The organism is Caloramator sp. mosi_1, assembly GCF_028622835.1.
Classification (GTDB): Bacteria; Bacillota; Clostridia; order Clostridiales; family Caloramatoraceae; genus Thermobrachium.
In genome coordinates this window covers 2,306,151-2,325,583 of record NZ_CP117677.1, presented here as the reverse complement: position 1 = coordinate 2,325,583, position 19,433 = coordinate 2,306,151, and the positions used below count along the sequence as shown (strand labels likewise).

Annotated in this window: 25 protein-coding genes and 8 pseudogenes; 7 read left to right on the top strand and 26 right to left on the bottom strand. The window is 27.5% G+C overall.

Going from position 1 to position 19,433, the window contains the following annotated elements; all coding sequences use genetic code 11:
• Nucleotides 1-35 precede the first annotated feature (35 nt).
• From PL321_RS16440 to PL321_RS16360, 18 genes and pseudogenes are all read right to left on the bottom strand, one after another.
• Nucleotides 36-1,002 (bottom strand): annotated as a pseudogene (locus PL321_RS16440) (EscU/YscU/HrcU family type III secretion system export apparatus switch protein).
• An 8-nt stretch (nt 1,003-1,010) separates the two neighbouring features.
• Nucleotides 1,011-1,729 (bottom strand): annotated as a pseudogene (locus PL321_RS16435) (flagellar biosynthetic protein FliR).
• 120 nt (nt 1,730-1,849) lie between these two features.
• A complete protein-coding gene (gene fliQ, locus PL321_RS16430) occupies nt 1,850-2,119 on the bottom strand; it encodes a flagellar biosynthesis protein FliQ (RefSeq protein ID WP_273962711.1) in 270 nt (89 codons plus the stop codon).
• Nucleotides 2,120-2,127: 8 nt separating this feature from the next.
• Nucleotides 2,128-2,649: a flagellar type III secretion system pore protein FliP gene (locus PL321_RS16425; RefSeq protein ID WP_273962710.1), complete on the bottom strand. Its 522-nt coding sequence runs from the start codon at nt 2,647-2,649 to the stop codon at nt 2,128-2,130.
• Nucleotides 2,639-2,884, bottom strand: a complete 246-nt coding sequence (locus PL321_RS16420) for a hypothetical protein (protein WP_273962709.1) — start codon at nt 2,882-2,884, stop codon at nt 2,639-2,641. Before PL321_RS16420 ends, PL321_RS16425 begins: the two co-directional genes overlap by 11 nt.
• A 2-nt stretch (nt 2,885-2,886) precedes the next feature.
• The gene (locus PL321_RS16415) at nt 2,887-3,129 is read right to left on the bottom strand and encodes a flagellar biosynthetic protein FliO (protein WP_443110827.1); all 243 of its coding nucleotides are present in this window, start codon (nt 3,127-3,129) and stop codon (nt 2,887-2,889) included.
• A gap of 160 nt (nt 3,130-3,289) precedes the next feature.
• Nucleotides 3,290-3,661: a flagellar basal body-associated FliL family protein gene (locus PL321_RS16410; RefSeq protein WP_273962707.1), complete on the bottom strand. Its 372-nt coding sequence runs from the start codon at nt 3,659-3,661 to the stop codon at nt 3,290-3,292.
• Nucleotides 3,662-3,770: 109 nt separating this feature from the next.
• Nucleotides 3,771-3,938 carry an OmpA/MotB family protein gene (locus PL321_RS21825; RefSeq protein ID WP_443110826.1) on the bottom strand — a complete coding sequence of 56 codons (168 nt, stop codon included), beginning with the start codon at nt 3,936-3,938 and terminating at the stop codon, nt 3,771-3,773.
• A 91-nt stretch (nt 3,939-4,029) separates the two neighbouring features.
• A pseudogene (locus tag PL321_RS16405) lies at nt 4,030-4,377 on the bottom strand (flagellar motor protein MotB); the annotation flags it as partial.
• A 15-nt stretch (nt 4,378-4,392) separates the two neighbouring features.
• A pseudogene (locus tag PL321_RS16400) lies at nt 4,393-5,201 on the bottom strand (motility protein A).
• Nucleotides 5,198-5,401 (bottom strand): flagellar FlbD family protein, encoded by a 204-nt coding sequence (locus tag PL321_RS16395; RefSeq protein WP_273962706.1) that lies wholly within the window; start codon nt 5,399-5,401, stop codon nt 5,198-5,200. Before PL321_RS16395 ends, PL321_RS16400 begins: the two are co-directional and overlap by 4 nt.
• A gap of 13 nt (nt 5,402-5,414) precedes the next feature.
• Nucleotides 5,415-5,990 carry a flagellar hook-basal body complex protein gene (locus PL321_RS21820; protein WP_443110825.1) on the bottom strand — a complete coding sequence of 192 codons (576 nt, stop codon included), beginning with the start codon at nt 5,988-5,990 and terminating at the stop codon, nt 5,415-5,417.
• Nucleotides 5,991-6,037: 47 nt separating this feature from the next.
• Complete coding sequence (locus PL321_RS16380) at nt 6,038-6,346, bottom strand: flagellar hook-basal body complex protein (protein ID WP_273962704.1); 309 nt, start codon at nt 6,344-6,346, stop codon at nt 6,038-6,040.
• Between the two features lie 48 nt (nt 6,347-6,394).
• Nucleotides 6,395-6,640, bottom strand: coding sequence for a hypothetical protein (locus PL321_RS16375; protein WP_273962703.1), 246 nt, complete (start codon nt 6,638-6,640; stop codon nt 6,395-6,397).
• A gap of 6 nt (nt 6,641-6,646) precedes the next feature.
• Nucleotides 6,647-6,709: pseudogene (locus tag PL321_RS16370) on the bottom strand (flagellar hook capping FlgD N-terminal domain-containing protein); the annotation flags it as partial.
• A gap of 233 nt (nt 6,710-6,942) precedes the next feature.
• Complete coding sequence (locus PL321_RS21815) at nt 6,943-7,119, bottom strand: flagellar hook-length control protein FliK (protein WP_443110824.1); 177 nt, start codon at nt 7,117-7,119, stop codon at nt 6,943-6,945.
• A gap of 152 nt (nt 7,120-7,271) precedes the next feature.
• On the bottom strand, nt 7,272-8,162 hold the full coding sequence (locus tag PL321_RS16365; protein ID WP_273962702.1) for a hypothetical protein: 891 nt from the start codon (nt 8,160-8,162) through the stop codon (nt 7,272-7,274).
• The gene (locus tag PL321_RS16360) at nt 8,137-8,334 is read right to left on the bottom strand and encodes a flagellar FliJ family protein (RefSeq protein ID WP_273964641.1); all 198 of its coding nucleotides are present in this window, start codon (nt 8,332-8,334) and stop codon (nt 8,137-8,139) included. Before PL321_RS16360 ends, PL321_RS16365 begins: the two co-directional genes overlap by 26 nt.
• Before the next feature lie 244 nt (nt 8,335-8,578).
• On the opposite strand from PL321_RS16360, the gene PL321_RS16355 reads away from it, so the two are divergent.
• The 6 genes and pseudogenes from PL321_RS16355 to PL321_RS16330 all read left to right on the top strand — a co-directional run bounded on the left by PL321_RS16355 (nt 8,579) and on the right by PL321_RS16330 (nt 13,926).
• Complete coding sequence (locus tag PL321_RS16355; RefSeq protein WP_273964333.1) at nt 8,579-9,652, top strand: ISL3 family transposase; 1,074 nt, start codon at nt 8,579-8,581, stop codon at nt 9,650-9,652.
• 250 nt (nt 9,653-9,902) lie between these two features.
• Entirely contained in the window at nt 9,903-10,163 is a 261-nt protein-coding gene (locus tag PL321_RS16350) for a stage V sporulation protein S (protein ID WP_027307498.1), read from the top strand.
• Between the two features lie 243 nt (nt 10,164-10,406).
• Nucleotides 10,407-11,843, top strand: a pseudogene (gene purB / locus PL321_RS16345) (adenylosuccinate lyase).
• 93 nt (nt 11,844-11,936) lie between these two features.
• A complete protein-coding gene (locus PL321_RS16340; protein WP_273962701.1) occupies nt 11,937-12,374 on the top strand; it encodes a pyrroline-5-carboxylate reductase family protein in 438 nt (145 codons plus the stop codon).
• Entirely contained in the window at nt 12,338-12,724 is a 387-nt protein-coding gene (locus PL321_RS16335) for a pyrroline-5-carboxylate reductase family protein (protein WP_443110823.1), read from the top strand. Before PL321_RS16340 ends, PL321_RS16335 begins: the two co-directional genes overlap by 37 nt.
• Nucleotides 12,725-12,939: 215 nt before the next feature.
• Nucleotides 12,940-13,926 (top strand): tyrosine recombinase XerC, encoded by a 987-nt coding sequence (locus PL321_RS16330; protein ID WP_273962699.1) that lies wholly within the window; start codon nt 12,940-12,942, stop codon nt 13,924-13,926.
• 3 nt (nt 13,927-13,929) lie between these two features.
• Here PL321_RS16330 and PL321_RS16325 read toward each other — a convergent pair whose 3' ends face one another.
• Together PL321_RS16325 and yneA are read right to left on the bottom strand one after the other, a co-directional pair.
• Nucleotides 13,930-14,211: a hypothetical protein gene (locus tag PL321_RS16325; RefSeq protein WP_273962698.1), complete on the bottom strand. Its 282-nt coding sequence runs from the start codon at nt 14,209-14,211 to the stop codon at nt 13,930-13,932.
• 60 nt (nt 14,212-14,271) lie between these two features.
• The gene (gene yneA, locus PL321_RS16320; protein ID WP_273962697.1) at nt 14,272-14,559 is read right to left on the bottom strand and encodes a cell division suppressor protein YneA; all 288 of its coding nucleotides are present in this window, start codon (nt 14,557-14,559) and stop codon (nt 14,272-14,274) included.
• A gap of 143 nt (nt 14,560-14,702) precedes the next feature.
• Here yneA and lexA point away from each other — a divergent pair.
• Nucleotides 14,703-15,321, top strand: a pseudogene (lexA, locus tag PL321_RS16315) (transcriptional repressor LexA).
• Nucleotides 15,322-15,346: 25 nt separating this feature from the next.
• On the opposite strand, the pseudogene PL321_RS16310 reads toward lexA, so the two are convergent.
• From PL321_RS16310 to PL321_RS16285, 6 genes and pseudogenes are all read right to left on the bottom strand, one after another.
• A pseudogene (locus PL321_RS16310) lies at nt 15,347-16,559 on the bottom strand (methionine gamma-lyase family protein).
• A 174-nt stretch (nt 16,560-16,733) separates the two neighbouring features.
• Nucleotides 16,734-16,985: an RNA chaperone Hfq gene (gene hfq, locus PL321_RS16305; protein ID WP_273962696.1), complete on the bottom strand. Its 252-nt coding sequence runs from the start codon at nt 16,983-16,985 to the stop codon at nt 16,734-16,736.
• A gap of 37 nt (nt 16,986-17,022) precedes the next feature.
• Nucleotides 17,023-17,970, bottom strand: coding sequence for a tRNA (adenosine(37)-N6)-dimethylallyltransferase MiaA (gene miaA, locus PL321_RS16300; RefSeq protein WP_273962695.1), 948 nt, complete (start codon nt 17,968-17,970; stop codon nt 17,023-17,025).
• A 13-nt stretch (nt 17,971-17,983) separates the two neighbouring features.
• A complete protein-coding gene (locus PL321_RS16295; protein ID WP_273964640.1) occupies nt 17,984-18,538 on the bottom strand; it encodes a hypothetical protein in 555 nt (184 codons plus the stop codon).
• A 95-nt stretch (nt 18,539-18,633) separates the two neighbouring features.
• On the bottom strand, nt 18,634-18,810 hold the full coding sequence (locus PL321_RS16290; RefSeq protein WP_273962694.1) for a hypothetical protein: 177 nt from the start codon (nt 18,808-18,810) through the stop codon (nt 18,634-18,636).
• Nucleotides 18,811-18,886: 76 nt separating this feature from the next.
• Nucleotides 18,887-19,219: a hypothetical protein gene (locus PL321_RS16285; protein WP_273964639.1), complete on the bottom strand. Its 333-nt coding sequence runs from the start codon at nt 19,217-19,219 to the stop codon at nt 18,887-18,889.
• Between the last annotated feature and the right edge of the window lie 214 nt (nt 19,220-19,433).

Below are 19,433 nucleotides of genomic sequence, written 5' to 3'. Positions count from 1 at the left end.
TTGTTTTTATTGAAGTCCATCACATTTCACCCTCACTATTTTTTCAAGCTATAAATATATGCAATAATTTCAGCAACAACCTGATAAAGCTCTACAGGTATCTCATCATTTATTTCGCATTTATAATAAAGATTTCTTGCAACTTCTTTATTTTCAATTATTGGTACATTAGACTTATTTGCCACTTCTTTTATTTTTAAAGCTAAAAAGTCACTTCCCTTTGCTATTACTTTAGGAGCACCACTTTGTCCTCTTTCATATTTTAATGCTACAGCAAAATGAGTTGGGTTAGTCACAACAACGGTAGCTTTTGGTACTTCGTGCATCATTCTTCTCATTGCTATTTCTCTTTGCTTTTGTTTTATTTTAGATTTAATTTGTGGATTTCCTTCTGTCTGCTTCATTTCCTCTTTGATTTCCTCTTTAGTCATCATTAGTTCTTTTTTAGTTGTCGTTTTTGTATTACAAAATCAATTATACCTAATACAAACAAAATAAATACTAAACGTATCAATTGACCATTTATTACCTTAGATGCAAAAGGAATAATGTTTTCTGGATTTAAATCGGATATTTTTAATATATCAAATATAACAGATGAGACATATTTATAAGAAAAATAAGCAATAACAAAAATTTTTGCTATTGATTTTAATAACTCAATTACTGAGCGTTTAGAAAAAATCTCTTAAATCCATTAATTGGATTTAACTTAGAAAGTTGAGGTTTTAAACCCTCCTTTGATATAATAAGTCCTATTTGTGCAATATTTGCTATAACACCAAGCATCATAACTGTGATTATTATAGGCATAGAAGCAATAAATCCGTTTTTTATCATAAACAAAGCAATTGACATAATTGATTTATATGTTAATTCATTTTTGTTTATTAATCTAAAACTCTCATTAATAAAAGCTCTTCCATATTCAAAATAAAAACCAGATAATACTATCAAAATTATTGTAATTCCCATTAAAATAATCGAGGATGTTAAATCTATACTTTTTGCTACTTGTCCTTTTTCTCGTGCTTCTCTAAGTTTTTTGGAGTAGGTTCTTCGGTTTTGTCGTCTGTAGCTAATAATATTACAGGAAACAAATTAAAAAATTTAATAAAATCACTATTTAATCCTTCAAATATTTTCACATATAAATGAAGGTAACCACCCAAAATAGTAGCAATTGACAAAAGACCAACTATAACTTTTATAGGCATACCTAATATAAATACATTTATTTGTGGCACTGCACGAGCTATTAGACCCATTGTAAATTCTGTAATAAACAAAACTAAAATGATTGGTGCAGCCAATTTTATACCTAAATAAAAGCTTTTGCTAAAAAGTATAAAAAGGATATAAAAATTTTTTCGTTATTTAAGAAAAAACCTAATGGTATGACTTCAAAACTTTTTATAACAGCCGATAATATAATATGATGAAAGTTGAAAGTTATAAATATAGCTAAAGCCAACCAGTAGAAAAATCTTTCAATATTTGTCGATGTACTATTTGTGTTAGGATCGTAATATTGAGACATAGTAAAACCTATTGTAAAATCTATAAATTGTCCAGATATTCTAACGGTATTAAATACAAAAAGTGCAATATACCCAATGAATAATCCTATTAATAATTCATTTAAAATTAGTATAAATAGATCAATGTTACTATTTATACTAATTTTAAATGGAAAATTGTACACAGAAATAACAAAACTTGATAATATTAACGAAAAACCTATTTTGACTATATTAGGTATACTTTTAACAGAAAAAATGGTGCTGTAAACATCATTGAAGTTATTCTTACAAGAATTAAAAAGTAAATAACAAAATTTTGCATTCTATCACCTAATTATATATAACATACTATTAATCATAGTTTCTATAAATTTTACTAATGTATTCAACATCCAAGGACCTAATAAAAGCATTATAAAAATAATAGCCAACATTTTTGGAACAAAGGTTAATGTTTGCTCTTGAATTTGAGTAACAGCTTGAAAAATACTAATTATAAGTCCTATTAGCATAGATACTAATAAAATTGGTGCAGCTACTTTAAGTGCAGTAAATATGGCTTCTTTTCCTATATATTGTATAAAATTTTCACTCATAAAATCACCTACATAAAGCTTTCAATTAATGTTTTAACTACTAAATGCCATCCATCAGCTAACACAAATAAAAGTATTTTAAAAGGAAGGGAAATTGAAACAGGTGGTAGCATAAACATACCCATTGACATCAAGACACTTGCTACTACCATATCTATTACAATAAAAGGTACATATAGTAAAAATCCCATTTGAAAAGCGGTTTTTAATTCGCTTATAACATAGGCGGGTATTAAAATATTAAAGGGAACTTCATATTTATCTGAAGGTTTATTTTGCCCACTATATTTATAAAACAATGCTAAGTCTTTTTCTCTGGTTTGTTTTAGCATAAAATCCTTTAATGGTTTACTCCCTATATTTATTGCTTCATCTTGGGTTATTTTACCTTCAACATAGGGCTTGATTGCATCATTGTTTATTTTTGTATATACTGGAGACATAATAAAAAAGTCATAAACAAAGCTAAACCTATTATAACTTGCGTTGGTGGCGATTGTTGTGTTGAGAGTGCATTTCTTAAAAACCAAACACAACAATTATTCTTGTAAAGGATGTCATTAAAAGTATTATTGATGGAATAAAACTTAAGCTAGTTAAAAGTATTAGTAGTTTAATATTATCAACATATTCTTTCGGATTTGTTGCATTATCTACTGATATATTTACTTTTGGAACAGTTAAATTAATTGGTTGTGCATAAACAACCTTTGATAGCATAAAGATAGTTAAAAATAATACTATAATTTTTAATTTGCTTTTCATTGTCAATCTTCCCTCTTTAATTTTAAGTTATCTTTAATATATCTTAACAAGTTGAAATCTACATTATTTTCTGTTATCTCTTTAAAATCTTCAATATCAAATAGTACTTTAGAGTAATTGTTGCTTGTTACCATAACATATGTTTTGTCAATTATTTTAATTAACAATATGTAATTGTTTGGTGCTATTTGTACCCTCTCAATTACTTTTATATATTTAGACTTATATTGATAGTTTTTTAAAATTTTTGTAGTTAAAACGACTAAAAGAAGAATTAAGGGGAGTAGAAAAAAATTTTAAGTGCAAAAATTATATAAGCCATTTTATTCACCTACTGAATTATAATATCTTGAATGTATATATTTATTATTTCTCCATTTATTAGATTGTTATTAATAGCTTTTATTAATTCTTTTTAATATTGTCCATATTGTTAGATTTGAAGTCTTCTGTTGTTTTTCTTCTTAATATTTTTATAACAGTATCTCTTATTGCTGGTATTTTATCTTGCAATTCTTTATCAAGTTTTTTATTCTTTTTATCGTATGCTAAAGATAGTGATATTCTTATATAAGTTTTATTTTCATCAGATAGATTAACAACAAATTCCTTTAAATCTAATACCTTTTCTTCTAATTTTACATTATTTTGAATTGGTGCATTTGTTTTGTCTTTAAAGAAGATAAAATAACCAAGAACTGTTCCAAGTCCTATAACAAGAACTAATGTAATAACTACTAAAATTACTAATATTTTATTGCTCTTTTGTTCACTCATATCTATTTACTCCCCTTATCTACTGTTAGAATTAAAATATTAACTCTTCTGTTTTTACTTCTTCCTTCAGGTGTGTCATTAGAAGCTATAGGTCTATATTCACCACATCCTACAGCTTGAATTTTTTAGGATCTAATCCTTTTGACTCAACTAAAAATCGTGTTACTTTAACGGCTCTGTCTGCAGACAGTTCCCAATTTGATTTATAATAACCAGTATTTATAGGAACTGTATCAGTATGGCCTTCAACTATTATTTCATTTGTATATTTTTTAATATATCTGCAACTTTAGAAAGCATATCTATACTCTCTTCCTTTAAAATAGCTTTACCTGGATCAAATAGAATCTTCTCTTGAAGTTCTATTATTACTCCCTTACATCTTCTTTAATTGTTATTTTTGTTTGTAAATTCTTTTCTTGTATTTCCTTTGATATTGAATTAAATAATTTTGATGTTTCACTGTTTTCGATTTCAGATTTATTTTTTATTCCTTCTCCAGGATTTTGATTTATTGGAACAGGTCCTAAATTTCCACCATTATTTATTACTCCTGCTTTTCCACCAAGAGCCTTAGCTAATGACCAAGATATTTCTTTAAATTTGATTGCATCAATGGTGGAGAAGGAATAAAGAAGAACGAAAAAGGTTAGAAGAAGAGTCATAAGGTCAGCATAAGTTGTCAACCATTCTCCTCCGCCCCCTCCTCCAGATTCCTGTTTCTTTTTCTTCTACTCATTTTCAGTCACCGCATTTCCTTGTATTATAGTTTCTTGATATTTCTTTCTTTCAATTGGTGAAAGATATGTTTTTAATTTGTCTTCTAATATTCTTGGATTTACTCCTGATTGAATAGTTAATATTCCTTCAAGCATCATTTCACGTCTATTTGATTCTATTTGACTTTTAAGTTCTAATTTATTTGCAAGCGGTGTAAAAACAAGGTTAGCAAGTAGTGCTCCATAGAAGGATGTAATTAGTGATACTGCCATAGCAGGACCAAGCTTTGATTGATCCTGCAACTGTGACAACATTTGTATTAGACCAATTAGAGTACCAATCATACCAAAGGCGGGTGCCAGGCTTGACCAAGCTTTTAAAACGGAAATACCACTTTGATGTCTTTTTCCATTTCTCCTATTTCTAATTCAAGAATATCTTTAATAGTCTCTGGCTCTAATCCATCAACTACCATTTGTATTCCTTGCTTTAAAAATTCATCCTCTATTTTGCTGATTTCATCTTCTAATGATAATAAACCATTTCTTCTTGCCTTTTTAGAAAGTTCAACGAAGGTTATTATTAATTCATCAGACGGTGTATGTTTATCTACAAAGGCATTTTTTAATATGGCTGGTAATCTTTTAACAGTATCAAAGGGAAATGAAATGATAACTGCAAAAAGAGAACCAAAAACTGTAATAAAAAGAGAAGGTACATTCCAAAATATTTTGAGACTTCCTCCATTAAGCATTGCAAATATAACAGCTGCTATACCAAGCAATAGACCAGCAGCGGTTGAAAAATCATTCCTTTTCATTTTATTACCTCCGGTCTTGTTGACATATACGCTCTCTTGAAGTGGATAATTCGTTGAATAATAGTTTCAGGATCTTCAGTTACCACATATTTTTTGTTTGTTGTGGTTGTAATTACTGTATCTGGAGTTACTTCAATTTTTTCAATAAGATCACAATTTAAATAAAATTCTTTGTTATTTAATCCTGTTAACTTAATCATATACTATACCTCATTATCTTTTTAGGTTTAATAATTCTTGTAATAATTCATCTGAAGTTGTAATAGTCCTTGAATTTGCTTGAAATGCTCTGCTTGTTACAATCATTTCTGTGAACTGTTCTGCCAAATCTACATTTGACATTTCAAGTAACCCCTGTTGAACTTTACCATAACCCGAAGACTTAGGTAAACCAATCTTAGCTTCCCCAGAGTTTGCAGATACACTATAAGTATTTCCACCCATTTTCATTAAACCTGCAGGATTTTGAAATGCAGCAAGTGTTATTTTACCTATAGTAATTGTTTTGTCTCCGTAAATTCCTTTTATTGTTCCATCCTCAGATATAGAAAAGCTTGTAAGTTTAATAGGTTGTTCTGAACCTTCTATTGTAGCCTCAAGGGGAATATAAATATCCTTTAATTGATCAAGGGTGGTTTCTGCATTTATCTCTTCTGGTTCTAAAGCTTCTTCACCAGGTGTAAAATCTGGAGTTCCTTCTAATTTACCTTCATTAAGTTGTATACTTGAGTTTAGAACACCTCTAACGTGTAATCCTTCAGATGTAACTAATGCACCATTTTTATCAATAGTAAAGGAACCATCTCTTGTATATCTTGTTTCAAGTCCATCACTTACTATAAAAAACCATTTCCTTCAATAGCTAAATCTGTTGCTCGACCTGTAGGTTGAAGTGCACCTTGGTTCATATTAGTATCAATACTAGCAATTGATGTTCCAATTCCTACTTGCTTTGCATTGGAACCACCAAACTTGTCGGTAGGTTCATTGGCTCCTTGCAGAGTTTGACTTAGCATATCTTTAAAAGTAACTCTACTTGATTTAAATGCAATAGTATTGACATTTGCTATATTGTTACCTATAACATCCATTTTAACTTGATTTGATTTCATTCCACTTACCCCTGTTGATAAAGATCTTAACATTTGTATCTCCTCCCACTTATTTTAAATTTTCATATATTTGATTTTCATTTAAAGAAGGTATATTGATACTAATAACGTCATCAATATTATATCTTTTTCATTCGATATTAAATAGATATCGTAACCTATCATTTTTACTGATTCTACAAGCACTTTTTTAACTTCATTATTTTCTAAAATTTCAACTTCTTTGCCTATTATATTAATAGCTTGATTAAATCTTTGTGAAACATACATTTTTTCCATTGTGCTATTAAGATTTTGCATTTGTTCTAATGCTGAAAATTGAGCCATCTGTGCTACATATTCTGTATTATCCTTTGCATTTAGAGGGTCTTGATTAGAAAGTTGTACAGTTAAGATTTTTAAAAAGCATTTTTATCTAATATTGAATTTTTATTTCTTAAATTTAAATCTGAATTAGTTGAGATTTTATTAATTTCCATAAGGCACCACCTTTTATTCTTCCTGTACTACAAAATCAATGTTTTTGCTTTTCTTTCTTTGTTTTTGCTCCCTACTTTGTTTACTGTAGCTATCATTCTCACTATCTGCTTTAACATTTAGGTTTATTTCTTTGTAATTATCATTGGAGCTTAATAATTGTTCTTTAAAAAATCTATGTTTTCCTTCAACAGGTTGGCCACTTCTTTGTTAGTTGAAACGATTAAGCCATTGATATTTCCATTGTTATATGATATTTTTATGGTTATTTCTCCTAATTCCTTTGGTTTTAGATTTATCTTTAATTCGTATATATTTTCCTTATTTATATTTTTTATTTTACTTGCAACAATATTGACTATTTCATTTATTTTATCAACTTTGTAAAATATGTTAGATTCAATAATGTTTTTATTTTCTAAATTTATAGCATTAGATTGATTATTATTTAATACATATTTATCTGTAGTAGATAAATCTTTTAAAGATAGATATGATTCATCATATTTTTTAAGGAATCAATATTTTCAATTAATTCATCAAGTGTAGTTAATTGTTTTATAGAGAAACTATGCTGTGTTTTAAAAGTATATCTTGGTATAATTGTTTCGATATTTTGTTTTAAGGGGTCAATTTCCTCGTTTTTAATTATATTATTAATTAATTGTTTGACTTTATTTATATTTATAAATCTATTATCTATTTGTTCTATAGTTTCTATATTAAATTGTTGAATTTTAAAATTATCTATTGATTGATTTTTAAAATCTTTTAATTGCTTTTCAGGATATACAAATTCTACATTAGTATTATTAACATTATTTAAATTATATTGATTGTTTGAATTATTTTCGTTTAATTTGTTTTCTTCTTGAACAGTAAAATTTTGAAAATTGTATGTCTGATGCTGAACAAAGCTTAATATTTGAGATAACTTAAATTCTAATTCAGAATAATTTATATTAGTTTTTAATTCCTCATTATCTTCACATAAAACTAATTTATATTTATCTAGTTTATTTATTATTTCACTAGTTGAAGAGCTTCCAGTAAGTATTGAATATATTTCGTCAACTAATTTTTTGATTTTTACATAGTCAATTTTTTTATGGTTTATTTGGTTTTGATTAATTTCTATTTGGCTACCATTTAAAAAATTATTCTTATCTAATAAATTAAATAGTTTTTTTAGTTTATCTGAGAATGAATCATCAGAATTGTTAGTATCATTATTAAGTTCTACATTATTACAGAAACTAATAAAAATATCACTGAAACTTTCTGTTTCGTTTCCATTTAAGCTTAAACTATCAATAGTAGTTATACTTGGGGTAGTGAATTGTTGTTTATCTATCTTCATATAATTCCCCATTCTTTTTAAAGTAATTTATTATTGCCATTTCATCTATAACCTTATTTTCACTTTTACGTATCTCAAATAAAAATTCATCATAAGATTTTTCTTTAAGATTCTCTAAAACCTTTCTTTCTTTAGTAGCATTCATTAATTGTTCTTTTATGTTTTCAAGTTCTTGTTCGAGGATATTTAATGGTTCTATAATAAATGTTGGGGCGTAGACCCAGCATATTTTTTACAAAAAATATGTGCACCTGATTAGACACCTGGTAAAATTAAAATAACCAAACAAAAACCTTACCTGAAAGGAGGCATCCATCAAGTGCACACTAATAATTCTATCAAAAATTTATTAGGTTTTAAAGATGTTATTATAAAAAGATTATTCATAATGACACGTACATTGAGATATACTTAGAAACTAAGAAAAAATTTGTACTTGCCCTAATTGTAATTCCAAAGTTACAAGAGTTCACGATTATAGAATTCAGCGTATTAAAGACATACCCTTATTCTTTAAACATACTTTTATCATTCTTAAAAAACGTAGATATCGTTGTAATGCCTGCGGCAAAAAATTTTATGAACATATAGAATTTTTACCTCGTTATCATAGAATAACTAATAGATTAGCTATGTTTGTAATTTATGAATTATCTAATGAATATAGTATGACATCAGTTGCTAGAAAAACTAATCTATCTATCGATACTATAAAACGTATTTTTGATAATGTATCTTACTCTTCTCCTACTAATTTACCTAAAATAATATCTATAGATGAATTTAAAGGTAACTCTGGTGGTTCTAAATATCATTGTGCAATAGTCGATCCTGTTAATCATAAAATACTAGACATTATTAAAGATAGAAAAGAGCATATTCTTATAGATTATTTTAGAAAAATTAAAAATCGCGATAGCGTTACACACTTTATTTGTGATATGTGGCAACCCTATATTGATTTAGCTAAAACTTATTTCAAAAATGCTGTAATTGTTATAGATAAATTTCACTATATTAGACAAGTCATATGGGCAGTAGAAGCGGTAAGAAAACGTATCCAAAGAGAACTATCAATTAAATTAAGAAAATACTTTAAAAGAAGTAAAAAGCTTATTTTAAAAAGATATGGCTTACTTGATACAGATTCAAAGTTAGCTTTACAAGTTATGTTTTCTTATAATAGTGAATTAGCAATTGCCCACACTTTAAAGGAAAAGTTATTGAGTATTATTGATGCTTCACCTTCTTCTAACGAAGCTCGTGTCCTCTTAAAAGATTGGATTAAACTTGCACAAAATAGTGGTATCAATGAATTGAAAAGATGTGCAAATACCTATATCAGATATTTTAATGAGATTTGTAATTCTTTTGATATTCCTTATACAAATGCTTGTATAGAAGGATTTAATAATAAAATCAAAGTTATTAAAAGAATAGCCTTCGGCTATAGAAATTTTGATAGATTCAGGAATAGAATTCTTCATTGTTGTAATAAATAATCTGTTAAATATTGTATTTTAGGAAATCCAACTATCGTTGGTCTTTTTGTCGTGCAATTTTTTAAGGGTAAACTCCCCTCATCCTATCTATCTTGCTAAAATCATTATCAAATAAGAAAGGACAGGCATTCTAATCTAATGCCCGCCCCAACTATTGACAAAGAGCCTGTAAATTTAAGAAGGAATTTTTATTTGCGTGTAGAATATAGAATATTAGAACAATAATATGCAACATTAAGGAGGTACAAAAATGGAAGTATTAAAGGTTTCAGCAAAATCAAATCCAAATTCTGTAGCAGGTGCTTTAGCAGGTGTTGTTAGGGAAAAGGGAATTGCTGAAATGCAGGCAATTGGTGCAGGAGCTATTAATCAAGCAATTAAGGCTGTTGCAATCGCAAGAGGGTTTGTTGCACCAAGTGGAATTGATTTGATTTGTATACCTGCATTTACTGATGTGAATATTGATGGTGAAGAGAGAACGGCAATAAAATTTATAATTCAACCAAGATAATTTTTTAAAAGGAGAGTCTAACTCTCCTTTTTATTTTTGTTTAAAAAATAAATGAAAAATTGTAACTATATAAAGATCCTTAGATTTTATTGTATTATTTAACATAGATAGAATTGAAACTTTTGTTCAAAAACTAAAGTAGGAGAAATACTCCTACTTTTTATATTTTGTTAATTATGTTATAATATAAATACGAAACAAAATATATATATAAATTAAAATTTTCGTTAGGAGGCGAATGATATGGACGATAGATGTTTGTATATTAGTCCTTTGACAAAAAGATATGCAAGTAAAGAGATGTCCTATTTATTTTCGGATGAAAAGAAATTTAAAACTTGGAGAAAATTATGGGTTGCATTAGCTCAGGCTGAAAAAGAATTAGGTCTTTCTATTACACAAGAACAAATAGATGAATTAAAGGCAAATATTGAAAACATTAATTATGAAGTAGCTGAACAAAAGGAAAGAGAAACAAGACACGATGTTATGTCACATGTATATGCATATGGAGAACAATGCCCAAAAGCAAAACCAATTATACACTTAGGTGCAACAAGTTGTTATATAGGTGATAACACAGATGTTATTATAATAAAAGAATCGTTAGAACTTTTAAGAAAGAAATTAATATCTTGCATTAAAAATTTAAAGGAATTTGCGTTGAAATATAAAGATTTACCGACGCTATCATACACACATTTACAACCTGCACAGCTTTCTACAGTTGGGAAAAGAGCTTGTTTATGGCTGCAGGATTTGCTTATGGATTTAGAACAACTTGAATATTGTATTGAAAATTTAAAGTTACTGGGTGTTAAAGGTACTACAGGAACACAGGCAAGCTTTCTTAAATTATTTAATGGTGATCATAATAAAGTAAAGCAACTTGATGAGATGGTGTGTAATATTTTAGGTTTTGAAAACAAGTACTTTAGGGTTACTGGTCAAACTTATCCTAGAAAACAAGATACATTAGTTTTAAATGTATTATCAAGTATAGCTCAAAGTGCTTACAAATTTAGTAATGATATTCGTATACTTCAAAGTTTTAAAGAAATTGAAGAGCCTTTTGAAAAAGTCAGATAGGTTCTTCTGCAATGCCTTATAAAAGGAATCCTATGAGATCAGAAAGAATATCAGCACTAGCAAGATATGTAATAGTAAATTCAACTAATGCTGATATTACAGCTTCTACACAATGGTTTGAGAGGACGTTAGATGATTCGGCAAATAGAAGATTGGTTTTAGCAGAGTCCTTTTAGCAGTAGATGGGATATTGAATTTATATATAAATATTACTTCTGGATTAGTGGTTAATGAAAAAATTATTTTAAAAAGAGTAAGAGAGGAATTGCCATTTATGGCTACAGAAAATATTCTGATGGAATGTGTAAAAAAGGTGGCGATAGACAAGAGCTACACGAAAGGATAAGGGTGCATTCAATGGAAGCTGCTAAAAATATAAAGGTTTTTGGAGGAGAAAATGATTTGTTGAATAGAATTGTTAGCGATCCAGTATTTGAGTTAGTTGATGATGATTTAAATGATATAATGAATGAAAAGAATTATATAGGTCGTTCTAAGGAACAGGTAGAGGAATTTATTAATGATGTAGTTGAACCAATTATTAATAAATATAAGGATATAGAACAAATAGAGGCTGAAATAACTGTGTAAAGCGACGTTAAAAGTCGCTTTTTTATTTCTTTTAATTTGTTTTCCTTTTGATTATAATTAAATAAGAAAGTTTTTTAGATGGAGGTGGTATTTATGATAGGTTTTATTGGTTTTGGTAATATGGCTACCGCTATTATAAAAGGTATAATTAATAAGGGAATATATAATACCAATAAAATTTATATTTATGATATTGATAAAAATAAACTTGAAAATGCTAATAAAACGTTTGGAGTTAATATATGTAAAAACTGTGATGAAATAATTGAAAAATCACAATATATATTTTTGGCTGTTAAACCTAATGTTTATAAAGATATTTATGGTGTAATAAAAGAAAATTATTATTGTAATAAGGTTTTGATTTCGATGGCAGCTGGAATAACAATAGATGAAATAAAGAAAAATACAGGTTATGATAAAATAGTAAGAATTATGCCTAATGTTGCAGCATTGGTTAATGAAGGTATTACTGCAGCAACGTTTTTAAACATATTAGATTTAGAAAAAAGCAAATTATTGATCTTTTAAACTCTATTGGTAAGGTCGTAGAGGTTGATGAGAAAGATATAAATAAATATTCAACGTTGTCTGGAAGTAGCCCTGCTTTTATATCAGAATTTATTGAAGCATTTGTTGATGCAGGTGTATATATAGGGATACCGCATAAAGAAGCATTGAATGTCATTTGTGATACTATAATTGGTACAGCAGAAATGTTAAAAACTGGTGAAATAAATACAAGTGATTTGAAATATATGGTGTGTTCGCCTGGAGGTACAACCATTGAAGGTATAAGAACTTTAGAAAATAAAGGTTTTAAATCTGCTTTAATTGAAGCTATAATAAGTACATATAATAAAAATAACAATTTAAGGTGATGTTATGCTAAGGATAATTCTATTTGCATTATTTATTTTGTTATATTTGTTTATTCAGAAAGAATTTATAATGACATTGGGAAAAAGAAGAAGATGAAAAAATAAAGCAATAATTTTTAATTAAATTTTAGTATACCAATTTTCTAAATACCATACAGCAATTTCGCTAAATTGATATTTAGCGAAATGTTATATTGTTTTCAGAGGGGGTTGAAATGAATTTAGCAGCTATTTACGATAAAGAATGTCCAATAATTCTAAATGATTTTCTTGCATATCTAATTAATGTTAAGGCTAAATCCTATAATACAGTTTTAGGATATAAAATTGATTTAAAATTATTCTTAAAGTATGTAAAATTTATTAAAAATAATTCGATTAATGAAACGACTGTTGATGAAATAAAAATAAATGATATTAATATAGAATTTATACGAAATATAACCTTGTATGATATCTACTCTTTTATAAATTACATAACTTTAGAACGTCAAAATAGTAGTTATGCAAGAGCAAGAAAAACTGCAGCCATAAGGGCGTTTTTTAATTATCTTGAGACCAAAGTTAAATTAATAAATGAAAATCCAGCTAAGGAACTTGAGAGTCCCAAAATATCTAAAAGACATCCTGTTTATTTAACTTTAGAACAGAGTAAAAAATTAATTAATGTAATTGAAGGAAAACATAAAGAAAGAGATTATGCAATGATAATGTTGTTTTTAAATTGTGGATTAAGATTATCGGAATTAGTTGGAATTGATATTGATAAAATTAAAGGTGATATATTAACTGTTATAGGAAAAGGAAATAAGGAAAGAACAGTCTATCTAAATCAGGCTTGTATAGATGCGATAAATAGATATTTAGAAGTAAGGCCAAAGGATGCTAAGGATCAAAGGGCTTTGTTCTTAAGTGAAAGAAAAACCAGGATAAATAAAAGAACAGTAGAAATACTTGTTAAAAAATACATTGAAAAGGCAGGTCTTGGTAATGAAAAATACACTCCGCATAAATTAAGACATACTGCTGCAACGTTAATGTATAAATATGGAAATGTAGATATAAGAGCACTACAACAAATATTAGGACACGAGAGTGTTTCAACAACACAAATATATACACATATAGATGATGAAAAATTAAGAATGGCAGTTAATGCTAATCCTTTATCTAATATAAAGGTAGAAAAAGAGGAAGAGTAAAAATCACTCTTCCTCTCTACTCCATTCTGTTTCATCTATATATATACTATCTTTTAGAAGTATCTCATCATCCTCTTGTTCTATTGTTTCCTCATCATAAATATAGTCATCATAATCTTCTGCGTCAATTATCCCATCAATACTTATTTCTTTATAGTCAAATTTATTTATGCTGAGACATTCCATACAATTATTACAAATTTTATTTTTGTTTAAATCGCATATATTACATTCGTTACAGTTTGTACAATCTTTATTATTATCGATAATACATTTTTTAGCCATATACCCTGTCTCCTTTTTATAAAATATAAAACCTAATTCTATATTTTTATCTAAAAGTACCTATTTGTCAATAGGTACTTTTAGAACTTGTCCAGGATATATGATGCAATCATTTAAATTGTTAATTTTTCTTATTTCATAGATAGTTTTTCTTACATCTTTGTCTTTAGGTGTGTGTTTGATGGAGATTTTCCATAATGTATCACCTTTATTTACTACGATTTCTTCGTATGTAGTTATTTTGTTTTGTTTATTATTTTTGTAATAACTTGAAACTTTAGAAATGGATAATGAAATTATTAAAAAGAACAATGTAAAAGATAGCAATGTTTTTAAAAGTTTTCTCATAATTAACACCCTCCAAACATATGTTCTGTAAATTATTATAACCAAACATATGTTCGTTGTCAAGTATATCGAACATCAGTTTGAAACTTTTTAAGTTTAATGATATAATAAAATAAAGACAAAGTTTAAGGGGTGTAGAATAAATGATAATAAACGGATTAAGTGATAAACAGCAAAAGATTTTAGAATTTATAAGACAGGAAATTGCAACAAGAGGTTATCCCCTTCTGTAAGAGAAATTGGATTAGCTGTTGGATTAAAATCTACTTCAACGGTACATGCACATCTTGAAAAATTAGAAAAAAGGGTCTTATAAGACGTGACCCTACAAAACCAAGAGCTATTGAAATTTTAAATGAAAACATATTTGAAGACAATGATAATATAATAAAGGCACCTATCATTGGTAGTGTATCTGCTGGAAACCCTATACTTGCTTTTGAAGATATACAAGATTATTTTCCATTGCCACTTAATTATTTTAATAACAATACAGATGTATTTTTATTAAAAATTGAAGGGGAAAGTATGATAGATGCAGGTATATTAGATGGTGACTTTGTTATTGTGGAAAAGCAGCCAGTTGCTAAAAATGGAGATATTGTTGTTGCACTTATTGATGATTCTGCTACTGTTAAAAGATTTTTTAAAGAAGATGGGTATATAAGATTACAACCAGAAAATACACATATGAGTCCTATAATAGTTGACAATTGTACTATTCTTGGAAAAGTAATAGGTGTATTTAGAAGATATAAATAGGAAAAGGCCAACAATGGGTTGGCCTTTAAATTATATTTGATAATGCCTTCATAATACCTATTTTTGAATGTTCATATGTTAATCCACCTTGAACATATGCTATATATGGTGGTCTTATTGGTGCATCAGCACTCAATTCAATAGAAGATCCTTGTATAAAAGCTCCAGCAGCCATAATAACGGGATCTGAATATCCAGGCATATCCCAGGGTTCGCATTCTACAAATGAATCTACAGGAGAGCCCTTTTGGATACCTTTGCAGAAGTTTATTAATAGTTTTTCGTCATTAAATTTAATAGCTTGAATTATATCGCTTCTTTTTCGTTATATTTTGGAGAAACTTCAAATCCAGCTAATTCCATAAGTTTAGAACAAAATATGGCTCCCTTTAAAGCTTCTATAGTAATATGAGGTGCTAAGAATAATCCTTGTAATATTTGCCTTATAACACCAAACGTAGAACCACAATCTTTTCCAAGACCTGGTGCGGTCAATCTGTATGAAACCAATTCTATTAAATCTTTTTACCTACAACATATCCTCCTGTTGGAGCAATTCCGCCACCTATGTTTTTGATTAATGATCCAGCAACTAAATCTGCTCCTACATCAGTAGGTTCTTTAGTATCTAAAAATTCACCATAACAATTATCAACAAAAACAATTATATCCTCTTTGATTTTTTTAATTTCATTTATAGCTAATTCAATATCATCGATAGTTAAAGCTGGTCTCCATCCATAACCTGTAGAACGCTGCATAGATATAACTTTTATAGAATGATCCTTTTTAATTTCTTCTCTAACTTTTTCTAAATTTATTTTAAAGCTTTCGTTTAAATCAATTTGTTTATAATTTATACCATATTCCTTTAAGGAACCCATACCATTACCTTTTATACCTATAACTTTTAGTAATGTATCGTAGGGCGTTCCAGTAATGGACATCAAAGTATCTCCTGGCCTTAATACAGCCTGTAGTGCTGCAGCAATTGCGTGTGTTCCTGAAACTATGTGAGGTCTTACAATGGCATCTTCTGTATTGAAGATATTTGCATATATTCTATCTACTATATCTCTACCTATATCTCCATATCCATATCCTGTACTGTAAGTGAAATGAGAATCGCTTAGTTTTTCTTTTTGCATTGCATTTAATACCTTTAATTGATTGTACTCCTTAATTTTATTTAATTCTTTAAATATTGGAGTAATTATTTCTTCTGCTTTTGTTGACAATTCAACAACTTCTTTTTATTCCGTTTAATTTGTATAATTCTTCAATCATTAGTGTTATCCTCCCTTCTCAAACATAGATATTCTATCATTTATTCAAAAAAACTCAAATATTCAACATAAAAAATATTATGTAAACATATATAATAAATAAATAACAAAGCCTTTAAAGCTTTGTTATTTATTTACATTATTATTTAGTTCATCTTGATTATATAATATAGGTTTAGCTGGTGTAACAGTTGTAACAGAATGTTTGTATACTAATATTTGTTTACCTTCTGATTCTAATATGATTGTAAAACTATCGAATCCTCTTACTAAACCCTTTAATTGAAAACCATTAACCAAATGAATTGATACAGGGATCTTGCCCTTCCTAGCATTATTTAAGAATACATCTTGTAAGTTATTAACACTTTTTGCCATAACATCATCCTCCAATTATAATTTTAATTAATATATTCTATAATAGTTTTAATTTTCCTTCTATATATCCTAACATATTTGAGAGTATTTCGTCGAGTTGTTTGTTAAAGACTTCAAGCCAATAAATTCTATTATCTTTTCTAAACCAAGTTAATTGGCGTTTAGCATATCTTCTTGTATTTTGTTTTATAATATTTTTTACTTCTTCTAATGAAAGTTTACCATCTAAATAATCAAAAACTTCTTTATAACCAATCGCTTGCATTGATTGCAGTTCTCTTGTGTATCCAAGGGTTATAAGCTTTTCTACTTCACCTATCAATCCTTTTTCAAACATTATATCTACTCTTTTATTTATTCTATCATACAATACATTTCTTGGCATATCAAGACAAAAGTATGCAAACTCATAATCAGGTTCATTTTGTTTTGTAGTACTTTGATATTCTGATATTCTTTTGCCTGTATTTTTAAATACTTCTAATGCCCTTATAACTCTTTTTATATTGTTTGGGTGTATATTATTTGCTGCATCAGGGTCTATATTTTTAAGCATATCGTGTAAATATTTTGCACCATATTGTTTAGCTAAATTATCAAGATAATCTCTATATTGTTTATCAGGTTCACTTTCACTAAAGTTTAAACTATATGTAAGAGAATTTATATATAAACCTGTACCACCAACAACTATAGGTATTTTACCCTTAGAATATATCTGTTCTATGGCATTATCAGCATATTGCTTAAAAAGTGCAACACTGAATTCTTCATCTGGATATATAATATCAATAAGATGATGCTTAATACCTTGCATTTCCTCTACACTTGGTTTAGCAGTACCTATATCCATATATTTATAAATTTGCATTGAATCCGCTGATACAATTTCACCATTTATTTTTTTAGCTAGCTCAATTCCTAAATTTGTTTTACCTGAAGCGGTAGGACCAGCTATAATTATTATTTGCTTTTTATTTTTCATTTTATCACCTACATTATTCTTTTAAACTTTTTTCTAAATCAATGTAATCGAATTTTATCATAGTTGGTCTCCCATGCGGACAAGTAAAGGGGTTTTTACATTTACTAAGTTCTTTAAACAAATTTAATATTTCTTGGTGATTCAATTTATCACCAGCTTTAACTGCATTTTTACACGCCATAGTATATATGATTTTTTCTATAGAATTAGTACTTGTTTCAGTGTTTATATTTAATAACATTTCTTCAATTAACTGTTTATAATTTTTTATTTTTAATATATTAGGAACAGCTCTTAAAGATATTGATGTCCCACCAAAGTCTTCAAAATCAAATCCTAACTTTTTAAATAGTAATTCATTATCAAAGATTTTTTCTTTTTCGCTTGGCGAAAATTCTAAAATAATTGGAGTAAGTAAAATTTGTTTATTTAAATCTCCAGTATTATACTCATCTAAATATTTTTCGAACAGAATTCTTTCGTGTGCTGCGTGTTGGTCAATTAAATAAAAACCATCTGATGATTCAGCAATTATATAAGTAAAATGTAACTGTCCTACAACTGTGATTGACGGAAATGATGTATTTATTTTTAAATTTTCCTCATTGTTTTGTTCAAAGATGTTAGAGATAGTATTTAAATTAGATATATTATTATGTTCATTTATATTTGTTTTTGAGTTTTTGATATATCTAATGTGTTTAAATTAAAACTTATATTTTTATAATTATCTTCTGTTTGAAAAGTAGAAGATGTTGGGACATTATAATTATTATCAATATTTTCGTTAAATATACTATTTTTTTCTTCAAAACTAATTTTATAGTCATTGTTTAACATAAAACTATCTTTTTATCTATTATATTGCTTTCAATCTTATATGATGGAATAAATTCTTTTCTTATAAGAGAATCTTTTATAATCGAGAATACTTCCTTAAATATTTTTGTTCATCAGAAAACTTTATTTCTGCTTTTGTTGGATGAACATTAACATCTATAAGTTCAGGATTAATAAATAGGTTTAAAACAAATAGAGGAAATTTATTTATTGATAGCATAGATTTATACGCATTTTCTACTGCAGCAGTAATGGTCTTATTTTTAACTAATCTACCATTCACAAAGATAGATTGATAGTTTCGATTGTTTTTCTCCAGTTTGCTGTTTCCAATAAAGCCTTTTAAAGTTATTGTTTCTTTTGAAGAATTGACCTCAATTAAATTGTCAAATACATTCTTACCATATATAACATATATTACATTTTTTAAATTGCCATCACCAGTTGTGATAAATATATTTTTTTATTTGATATATATTTGAATGATATTTGTGGGTGTGATAGTGCCATATTTTGCATCAATTCAGTAATATATGCTTGTTCTCTTGAAGGAGATTTTAAAAATTTTAACCTGGCAGGGACATTGTAAAAAATATCTTTTACAGTTATTATTGTACCAGTAG